The 9448-nt window shown below is 43.4% G+C and carries 8 protein-coding genes; all 8 read left to right on the forward strand.

Going from position 1 to position 9448, the window contains the following annotated elements; all coding sequences use genetic code 11:
• A partial coding sequence (locus tag AC1DWN_RS20200) for a transglutaminase domain-containing protein (RefSeq protein WP_477560702.1) occupies positions 1-780 on the forward strand: 780 nt, incomplete at its 5' end.
• 35 nt (positions 781-815) lie between these two features.
• On the forward strand, positions 816-2915 hold the full coding sequence (locus AC1DWN_RS20205) for a peptidoglycan D,D-transpeptidase FtsI family protein (protein ID WP_477560703.1): 2100 nt from the start codon (positions 816-818) through the stop codon (positions 2913-2915).
• Positions 2916-3173: 258 nt separating this feature from the next.
• Positions 3174-4118, forward strand: coding sequence for a metal ABC transporter solute-binding protein, Zn/Mn family (locus AC1DWN_RS20210; protein WP_477560707.1), 945 nt, complete (start codon positions 3174-3176; stop codon positions 4116-4118).
• A gap of 22 nt (positions 4119-4140) precedes the next feature.
• On the forward strand, positions 4141-4947 hold the full coding sequence (locus AC1DWN_RS20215; RefSeq protein ID WP_477560708.1) for a metal ABC transporter ATP-binding protein: 807 nt from the start codon (positions 4141-4143) through the stop codon (positions 4945-4947).
• Positions 4948-4968: 21 nt separating this feature from the next.
• Positions 4969-5892, forward strand: a complete 924-nt coding sequence (locus AC1DWN_RS20220; protein ID WP_477560709.1) for a metal ABC transporter permease — start codon at positions 4969-4971, stop codon at positions 5890-5892.
• On the forward strand, positions 5889-6758 hold the full coding sequence (locus tag AC1DWN_RS20225; protein WP_477560704.1) for a metal ABC transporter permease: 870 nt from the start codon (positions 5889-5891) through the stop codon (positions 6756-6758). Before AC1DWN_RS20220 ends, AC1DWN_RS20225 begins: the two co-directional genes overlap by 4 nt.
• A gap of 266 nt (positions 6759-7024) precedes the next feature.
• Positions 7025-8485, forward strand: coding sequence for an ABC transporter substrate-binding protein (locus AC1DWN_RS20230; RefSeq protein WP_477560705.1), 1461 nt, complete (start codon positions 7025-7027; stop codon positions 8483-8485).
• 192 nt (positions 8486-8677) lie between these two features.
• The gene (locus AC1DWN_RS20235; RefSeq protein ID WP_477560706.1) at positions 8678-9430 is read left to right on the forward strand and encodes a Cof-type HAD-IIB family hydrolase; all 753 of its coding nucleotides are present in this window, start codon (positions 8678-8680) and stop codon (positions 9428-9430) included.
• Positions 9431-9448 lie beyond the last annotated feature (18 nt).

Genomic DNA, 9448 nt, shown 5'->3' on the forward strand with positions numbered 1-9448 from the left:
TTGTTAGAGAGGCTTATTGCAGGTGTGTTAAGAAGCGACAGACATGAAAGTGAAAGTCTACTGTCAGGTCAGAAATTCACAAGCCGTTCGGTCGGAGCGATAATTGGCACCGCTCATGGTGCGGGTCGATCTTTTGTTTTTATCGCTTTATTATTTGTTTATGTTTCACTTCTACCCAGTGCATGGTTTGCAGATACTATTGCTGCATCACCGCTTTATAAGAAGGCAGCCGCTTTACTAGAGCCGGTAGCTGGTGATGTGCTGGCAGGACAAGGACCAGTTTTAACAGAAGCAGTACAAGCGCAATTCCAGCAAATTTTGAAACGGAAATATGAAATTGTTGACTATGCAGTACCCGAAGAGATTGAGAAAGCTGCATTATACGTCACGAAAGACGCGCAAACGAAAGAGGAGAAAGCTCACAAGCTTTATGAGTGGCTGGGTACCCGAATAACGTATGATTGGGATAAGGCTAATAACTATGAACARCACGGCATATGGAAAGAACAAACACCGCCACAGACATTTGATACGCGTAAAGGCGTATGTATAGATACAGCACGTTTATATGCGGTGATGGCTCGCTCAGCGGGCTTGGAGGTTCGGGTCGTTACTGGAATGGGAGCTGATGGACGGGGCGGCTATGGTCCGCATGCATGGAATGAAGTAAAGATTGGTGAAGGCGATGACAGTTGGATTCCGCTCGATGCGACATGGGCGAGTTCAGGAGATTGGTTTAATCCACCGCAGTTCGATAAAACACATATTCGAGATGCTTAATAAGTGAACGTCAGTTTTAGATACAAGAATATGAGGTGATAAGTTTGGAAGACGATCCGCAAAAACGGGAAATTATAAATCGACGACATTTTTCCTTTCGCTTAAATTTTTTCTTTTTCGTTGCTTTTGCTTTGTTTAGTATATTGATTGTGCAGCTTGCCATCTTGCAGTTTGTTGAAGGACCTAAGCTTGCAGCGGAAGGAAGCAAGAAAGGGACTAGAGAAGTCCCTATCCCACCGATAAGGGGAAATATTTACGACTCTACTGGTTATCCAATCGCATATTCCACATCGACACAATCTTTATATTTCACCATTCAATCACAGCCTGACAAGTCTAAGGATAATTCATGGGCCAAGGTTGAAAAGGAAATGGCGAAAAAATTAGCAAAAGTGTTCGCTGAACACGGGGATCCAGCCAAGGCAATGACGGAGGATGATATTATTCGTCAAATGGATCTTGATTTCAGAATTAATACGATATCTACGCCGCGTCGGATTAAGTCCGGACTGACTAATAAGGAAATTGCTTATTTTATGGAAAATCGCACATCCTTAAAGGGCGTTGATATTTTGGAGGAAAGCGTCAGAAATTATGATGATAGCTCCATAGCGGTTCAATTGGTTGGATATCTTAAGAAGTACAAGGGCGGCGTCAGGGATAACTTCAGCTTCTATAAGGAGAAAAGCTTAGAGAAGGACGCTAAGCTTAAATACTTGGAAGAAGAGGACGTTGGCGTGGATGGACTGGAATATATGTATCAGGACGTGCTTCGGGGGAAAAATGGCTTGAAGTCCTATCCAGTCAACAATGCAGAACAAGTTATTGGTCCGATGCAAATTACGAACCCAGAGAAAGGTTCTGACCTTTATTTAACGATTAATAAAAATATGCAGTTGAAAACAGAAGAAGCCATTATGGAACATTTAAAAAAGATAAGAACCTCATCTAACAGCTTTGAGAGGGCGCCATATGCGCAAACTGGCTTTGCCGTTGCTATGGAGGTCGATACGGGTAAAATTGTAACAATGGCCAGCATGCCGGACTACGACCCAAACATTTGGGCAGGCGGCCGAATTAGTCCGGAGAATTATGATAACTTTGAGAACGTATTGAAAAATGGGACGATTAGTACGGTGTACGGCAAGTATGAGAGCAAGGCGGAGCGAAACAAGCATCCATCGTCTATTGTTCCGTCTGGCTCAGTCATAAAACCATTATCCATTTTAGTTGGATTAAATGAGGGATTGTTTACACCGACGACCATTTATTCGGACACAGGGGTATTTTCTTTCGGTAAAAAAGGGTATGAGACATTTATTCGAAATTCTCAAAACCACGTGTACGGGAACATTGATGCTGCGAAAGCCATCGAGCATTCATCCAATACCTTTTTGTCTTCGATGGTCGCTAATAAGCTTTATATGCGTGGCACGCAGAATGGCAAGAGCAGTATTGAAATTTGGGATGATTACATGAAGCAATTCGGACTCGGAGTGTTAACGGGAAGCGGTTTGCCAAATGAATCAAAAGGTGTTATCGATTACTTTAACGAGGCTGAAAAAGCCAGTACCCAGTCAGCACTTGTTTTTGCTTCCTTTGGCCAACAGGGTCGTTATACGACGCTGCAGCTAGCGCAGTATGTTACTATGCTAGCTAACCATGGTAAACGATTGAAGCCGCAATTCGTTAACGAAATTAAGGATTCGGATGGAAATGTCATTCAAGGCTACACGCCAGAGGTATTGAATACGATTGATCTTCCAGAAGAATATTGKGAAGAAATCGAGGCGGGTATGTCGAAGGTTAGCTCGAAAGGCTTTGAAAATTTCGGATATTCTTACATGCGTAAGACAGGTACATCTGAGCAAGATGTCGCGACTCGCCGAGCAGAAAACGCCGTCTTCATTGCGTACGCGCCTGCGGACAATCCAAAGCTAGCGGTTGCGGTCGTTGTGCCAGACGGAGGCTACGGGAGCTATGGTGCATCACCAATCGCTCGTAAAATCTTTGATGCATACGACGAGGAGATTGGCTTAACTGGCGTCCCTAAAAAGAAGACTCCTATTTCTCCAGAAACTGAGAATGCGGATGGAACGACTAACAACGCGGTCACTGGTGACGCAGCACGATAATTTGTTTAATGAAGTAGTTTCAGTTAGAAAAGCTGTCCTTTAAGTAGCAATTGCTGCTTGAGGGCAGTTTTTTTTACTTTTAATTGGCATTCCGAAAACTCGAATTAGTCCGTTTCAAAAATAAATGTTGCACAAGAGAAACATTTTTGTGTATTATTAAAAAAAAGGCTTAAGGCAAAAAAATGTTCATGAGGGCAAGATGTTCGAATATATAATGGTAATGACGAGGAGGTTTTGCAATTGCGTAAAGAATCTAAAATGAATTCGGCTTTCCGTAGATTTATTATGACCATCCTTCTATTAACGCTGACTGTAGTGCTGGCAACTGCATGCGGGGGTAAGCAATCAACTACTGGTGGAAATGGAAAACTAAATATTACAGCAACTACAGGTATGATTACCGATGTTGTTCAGCAAGTCGGAGGAGAATATGTTGCAGTCAGCGGATTGATGGGGGCGGGAATTGACCCCCATCTTTATAAAGCATCGCAAGGCGATATCAAAAAGCTCGATGATGCGGATGTCATTTTTTATAATGGCTTGCATTTGGAAGGGAAAATGGCTGAAATGTTCGAGAAGTTGGAGAAGCGCAAGCCAACTGTTGCCGTTTCTAAGTATTTAACGGAGGATCAGCTTCGTGCTAACCCGCAGAAGGGGCAGGGCGGCCATGACCCGCATATATGGTTCAATGTGAAGCTGTGGATTTCAACAACCGAAGTTATTCGGGACACTTTATCGGAGAAGGATTCTGCGCATACCGATTATTATAACGACAGAGCGAACGCTTATATCAAAGAGCTGGAAGAGCTTGATAAGTATGCGAGTGAACAAATTGCTCTCATACCAGAGAAAGATCGGATTCTAGTTACTGCTCATGACGCTTTTGGTTATTTCGGAGAGGCTTACGGGTTAACTGTCACGGGTTTACAGGGTATGAATACGATGTCTGAGTACGGCTCTAAGGATGTAAGCAAGCTACGGGACTATTTGGTTGAAAACAAAATTAAGGCTGTTTTCATTGAATCAAGCGTACCAAAAAAATCGATCGAGTCGGTTATTGAAGGTGCAAGGCAATTAGGCCATGAGGTTAAGATTGGCGGCGAACTGTTCTCCGATGCGATGGGTAACGCGGGAACTGAAGAAGGTACTTATATAGGTATGGTTAAGCACAATGTCGATACGATTGTGAATGCCTTGAAATAAGCAGGGAAAGCGAGTGATGACAATGAGTCAAACAAATATAAGTAAGACTATGAAAATCGAAGCAGTTGCACCACTGACTATTTCTGGTTTAAGTGTTGCCTATCAGAAAAAGCCGGTATTGCGAAACGTATCGTTTGAAGTGAAAGAGGGAGAGCTAGTTGGCGTCATCGGTCCAAATGGAGCCGGTAAGTCAACATTAATGAAGGCAGCGCTGGGACTAATCCCGAGCATTAGTGGAGAAGTGCTTGTCTATGGAAAGCCCTACAAGCAGCAACGGAAGATGATCGGCTATGTGCCGCAGCGTGAATCGGTTGATTGGGATTTTCCAACTAATGCGCTTGATGTTGTGTTAATGGGGAGATATGGACATCTCGGATGGTTTCGTCGACCTGGGGCGAAGGATAAAGCGATTGCTCTCGAGTGTTTGAATAAGGTTGGAATGGCTGACTTTGCGGGCAGACAAATCAGCCAGCTGTCCGGAGGACAGCAGCAGCGGGTATTTCTCGCCCGGGCGCTGRCACAAGATGCTAAGCTGTATTTCATGGATGAGCCGTTTGCAGGCGTAGACGCCGCAACGGAAAAGGCGATTATTACGCTGCTGCAAGAGCTGAAGCTTCAAGGGAAGACGGTTATTGTCGTCCATCATGATTTGGCAACCGTTCAGGATTATTTTGACTCCGTGTTGCTACTTAATGTAGAATTGCAAGCCTTTGGACCCACTGCCGAAATATTTACTCAGGAGCAATTGCAGCGTACGTACGGCGGTAGATTAGCCTTTCTGGATCGCAGCTTGCAGTCCCCGGCATCCACCGGCGGAAAGGGTGTGTGACCTGTGGAAACGATATGGTCCATGCTTGCTGATCCGAATATGCAATGGATTTTTCTTGGCTGTACTTTATTAGGCCTCAGCAGTGGAGTCATTGGCTGCTTCTCCTATTTACGGAAGCAAAGTTTAATGGGTGATACGCTTGCGCATGCTGCCTTACCCGGAATATGTATCGCGTTTATGTTAACAGGCATAAAATCAATCGGACTTTTTCTAGTTGGTGCAGGCATTGCAGGCGTAATTGCTACGTTTGGGATCGGATATATTACTCGTCATTCCAAGTTGAAGCAGGACGCAGCTATGGGAATCGTATTATCTGGATTTTTTGGACTTGGCATTGTGCTTCTGACATTAATACAGCATGGCGATTATGGGAATCAGGCAGGACTGGATAAATTTTTATTCGGGCAAGCTGCTTCTATGATCGGATCGGATGTTATTACGATGTCCATCGTATGCTTGTCACTCATTACGATATGTACCTTGTTGTTCAAGCAGTTTAAAATTATTTCATTTGACCCTGGCTTTGCGCGAGGTATAGGGTATCCAGTCGCTTTGCTAGAACAGCTGCTTATGCTGCTAATGGTGGTTGCTGTTGTTGCAGGTATACAGGCAGTCGGCGTTGTTCTAGTTGCGGCACTGCTCATTACACCAGCCGTTTCGGCGAGATATTGGACGGATCGTCTAAGTCTAATGGTTGTACTGTCCGGCCTATTCGGTGCATTAAGCGGGGGAATAGGCACTTTGATTAGTGCTTCCGTCTCCAATTTGCCTACTGGTCCGGTAACCGTACTGGCTGCGACCTTGTTATTTTTTGTATCTATTTTATTCGGGCCTCAAAGAGGATTGCTTGCAAAGCGTCTAGCTCGCAAACAAGTGAAGCAGCGTTATAGTCGTGAATTGGAACACCGAATTCATGAAGGCCAGAAGAAGGAGGCGGCGCTATGAGCGACTTTTGGATTTTACTGACGGGAGCGCTCGTTGCTAGCTGCTGTGGTATTTTAGGTGTATTTCTCGTATTGCGAAAAATGGCCATGATTGGCGATGCGATCAGTCACTCGGTCATGCCCGGTATTGTCATTGCTTTTTTACTTAGCGGCTCACGTGACTCCATGCTTATGATGTTTGCAGCTCTAGTTTTCGGTCTGTTGACGACATTTCTAATTCAAATGTTTCAAAACAGTGGAATTCAAGCGGATGCATCTATTGGTGTTGTTTTCACATCGTTATTTGCAATAGGTGTTGTGCTTGTAAGCTTGTATGCTCGGCAAGTACATCTGGATCAGGACGCAATCCTATATGGCGAAATTGCATATGTGCATTGGAACATATGGGTGCTAGGCGGGGTAAATATGGGACCGAAGGCCGTATGGCTGCTTGGAGTTACATTGCTGGTCATCATTGCGGTAATCGGTATGTTCTATAAACAATTCAAGCTTTGCGCCTTTGATTCCGCACTAGCTGCCGCAATTGGCATTCCAGTCGCGTTGTTCCATTATTTATTGATGGGTCTTGTATCCATGGCAACGGTCAGTTCATTCGAGAGCRTAGGCGCCATTCTAGTTGTTGGCCTGCTTATCATTCCAGCCTCAACAGCCTATCTATTGACAGACCGGCTTGGTGTTATGATTATGCTTAGTGTTGCAGCAGGAATTGCTAGTACCTTTATCGGATATGGCGCAGCAGTCTTACTTGATGCTTCTATTGCTGGTTGTATGGTATGTGCAGCTTCCGTATTGTTCGTCGCGGCTTTTCTGTTCTCGCCGTCGCATGGCATCGTCATTAAGAAGCTTCGTTTACGACAACTAGCATAGAAATTGTTTTAATAAATATCCACTAAATATTCGTCTAAAAGAAAAGATGAGGCTTGAGAAGCCTCGATCTCATTCTTTTAAACGGATATTTTTTTATATATTTTTTAAAAAATATAATAATTTGGTAACTTTATCTCGCTTGAATACGTCACACTATTGGGACAATTTGTATTTTATGGTCAAAGACAATGTAATAGTTAGAGGAGGGTAGCGGTATTGTAATCTTCGCAAGCGTTTATTATTTGGAGAGAGGTTGAGCTTTACATATGAAATCATATTTCAAATTCGGTTTATCCATTGTAATAATTGCAACTTTGCTGGCAGGATGCAGCTTTGGGGCAGGCAACGAAGGTTTGGACAAGAAGAAGGAAGTGACTTTAAAAGTCATGTATTACGACGAAAGTAGTTTTCAAGAGCAATTTGGGATGCTATTCTCAGTGTTATATCCTAACGTTAATTTTCAGGTCTTATCAACCTCAAGTATTGATGCAGGAGAAAATGTAGATTATGACGCTATGACAATGAAGTTTATTGAAGATGAAAAGCCTGATCTTGTATTGCTGCAACCAGAACAGTATAAGAAGCTTGCAAGTGAAGGTAAATTGTACGACCTAGACCCCTCCATTGAAAAAGAAAGATATAATACAGAAGGCCTTGTACCTGGCAGGATTGATTATTTGAAGGAGCTGGGCGGAGGCAAGGTTTACGGCTTGGCATCCAATTTTAATAGCGATGCAATCATTTATAATAAGGATTTGTTTGACGAGTACAAAATACCATATCCTACTGACCAAATGAGCTGGGTTGAGACGATTCAGCTCGCACGGCAATTTCCTACTGACGGCGAGGAGACGGATCGTGTATATGGATTGAATTTAATCAAATACAGTCACAACCTCTTCTCACTTGCGGGTATGCTCGCCACTTCTGAAGGTATTCAGTACGTTAATCCAGCTAAGAAGGAAATGACAATTAATTCAGATGCTTGGAAGGATGTATATCAGAAGGCGCTCGACGCTATAAATTCGAAAGCTCTTTATTTTGAAAACGGGATAAAAAATGCGAATAAGGAAAGCGGCAGTTATGAGGATCGCTTACTAAGAGATCTGTTTATATCGGGGCGTTCGGCAATGGTTCTGGGCGGTATCAATTATATCCATCAGATTAAACAAGCTGAGGATTATGTTAAGGATAAAACAACGGTTGTTAAAAATTGGGATTTGGTTACTGTGCCAGTTAGCAAGCAATACCCAGATCAAAGCAGCGATATGTCGTTTTATAACTTATTTGCAATAATGGATGAATCACCTAACAAGGAAGCCGCTTGGGAATTTTTACAATATGTTACGGGTGAAGAATACGCAAGAGTGAAGTCGAAATCAACTTTATACGGCGGCTTCCCGGTTCGCACAAATTATATCAAAAATAATGATGAACGTAATGTTGCAGCCTTCTATAAGCTCAAGCCAAAAACAATAAATACTTATAATAAGCTGCCACAAAGCTTCTGGATGGAGTTTAACGGTGCGGCAGAGCAAGAGCTTCAACAGCTTTTGGATGGCACGGCTTCAATCGATGAAGTGCTTGAGAAGCTGGAAGTAATCGGACAGGAGCTGCTTTTGAAAGAGGAAGCTGCTGCTCCTGTACCTGCTGAAGGAACAAACAATGAGGCTGGAGCTGAAGTGGAATCCCAAACCCAGACTGAAAGTGTGACGACCACTGAGTGATTAACATTAGCTTCGTAATTTAAGACTTTAGAAGGAGTAGATTTCGCCGGCAGGCGGAGGCTGCTCCTTCTCTGTATTATGATTTTGAAAAAGACTTCGTCTTTCATTTAGAATCTGGCATAAGTGTGCTAAAATAATTAATCAGTTGAACATAATTATTGAAGCGGAATTGCTGCGAGGAGGCACACTATAATGGAACAATACAAGCTAATTGCACTCGACATGGATGGAACACTGCTGAATGAGCAGAGTGAAATTAGTGCGGAAAATGCGGAGTGGATTCAAAAAGCAATAGATGCGGGTGTCACGGTCAGTTTTTCGACTGGACGAGGATTCCGAAGCGCGCTGCCCTATGCAGAGCAATTGAAGCTTACCACACCGATGATTACGGTTAATGGCAGTGAAATATGGCATCGGCCGCATGTGCTTCATAAAAGAACGCATATGAGTCCGGTAGATGTGAAAAGACTGCATGAGCTTGCATTGGCACATGGGGAGCCATGGTTCTGGGCATACACGGCAGAAGATATTTTTAATAAAGAAAAATGGATTAGTCCGGCAGGTGATTATGATGCGCATCACTGGTTGAAATTCGGCTTTTATACGGAGGATGATCTAGCAAGGGAGAAAATTTTAGCTGAGGTGGAAAGCTGGGGGGCGTTTGAAATAACGAACTCTTCACCATCAAACCTAGAGCTTAACCCGCTTGGCATATCCAAGGCAAGCGCGCTGCGTGAGCTGTGCGGACTGATGAATATTGAGATGTCGCAGGTCATTGCTGTAGGCGACAGCTTGAATGATATCGCAGCTATTCGCGAGGCAGGGCTTGGCGTAGCAATGGGTAATGGTCAGGATGCTGTTAAAGAAGCAGCAGATTTTATTACTTTAAGCAATAACGAGCATGGAGTGGCCGAAGTAATTAAACGATACGTTTTGAAAGGGTGATAACGTATGGATATACTA

The sequence above is a fragment of the Paenibacillus sp. P4_A7 genome (genome assembly GCF_056402455.1).